Origin of the sequence: Hallella faecis, from assembly GCF_018789675.1 — a bacterium.
GTDB lineage: Bacteria > Bacteroidota > Bacteroidia > Bacteroidales > Bacteroidaceae > Prevotella > Prevotella faecis.
On record NZ_JAHKBE010000158.1, the window covers coordinates 1 to 524 of the forward strand.

Consider the following 524-nt stretch of genomic DNA (forward strand, 5'->3'; position numbering starts at 1 on the left):
AAAGGATATCTCACCAATACGGATATACCAATACAGGATGTATACACAGCATATCACAACCTTTGGCACGTAGAACGGGCTTTCCGTATAGCAAAATCAAAGATAGAGATACGCCCAATGTTTCATTTTACACGCAGACGCATCGAAGCTCATATATGCATCTGCTTTGTGGCTTTGAAAGTCTACAAGGAACTGGAGCGCATGCTGAAAGTCTCAGAGATCAAGATGAGCGTAGACAAGGTGCTGGCATTGGCTAAGACAATCACAACAATACAAATTAAGCTACCTCTGAACAAGGAGGTTTACACCCAAACAATGTTAATGGCAAGGCATCAGAAAATAGCTAAACTCTTTGACGAAGACTTTTGAGGTACGCAATGACGAAGTCAGGAGGGTGTCGCTTCGCTTGCCCTGGGCTGAGGAGGTCATTGGGCTTTCAGCCCGCTTGGGTTGGTGGGGCTATACGCTTCCATTTACTTTTCAGCCCACTTGGGTTGTCAGGGACAAGGAGAGTGCCACACGCT

1 protein-coding gene is annotated in these 524 nt (G+C 46.0%); it reads left to right on the forward strand.

The window, feature by feature from the left end:
- The coding region (locus tag KM934_RS12950) for an IS1634 family transposase (RefSeq protein WP_431835213.1) at window positions 1-369 on the forward strand (369 nt) is incomplete at its 5' end.
- Window positions 370-524: the final 155 nt, after the last annotated feature.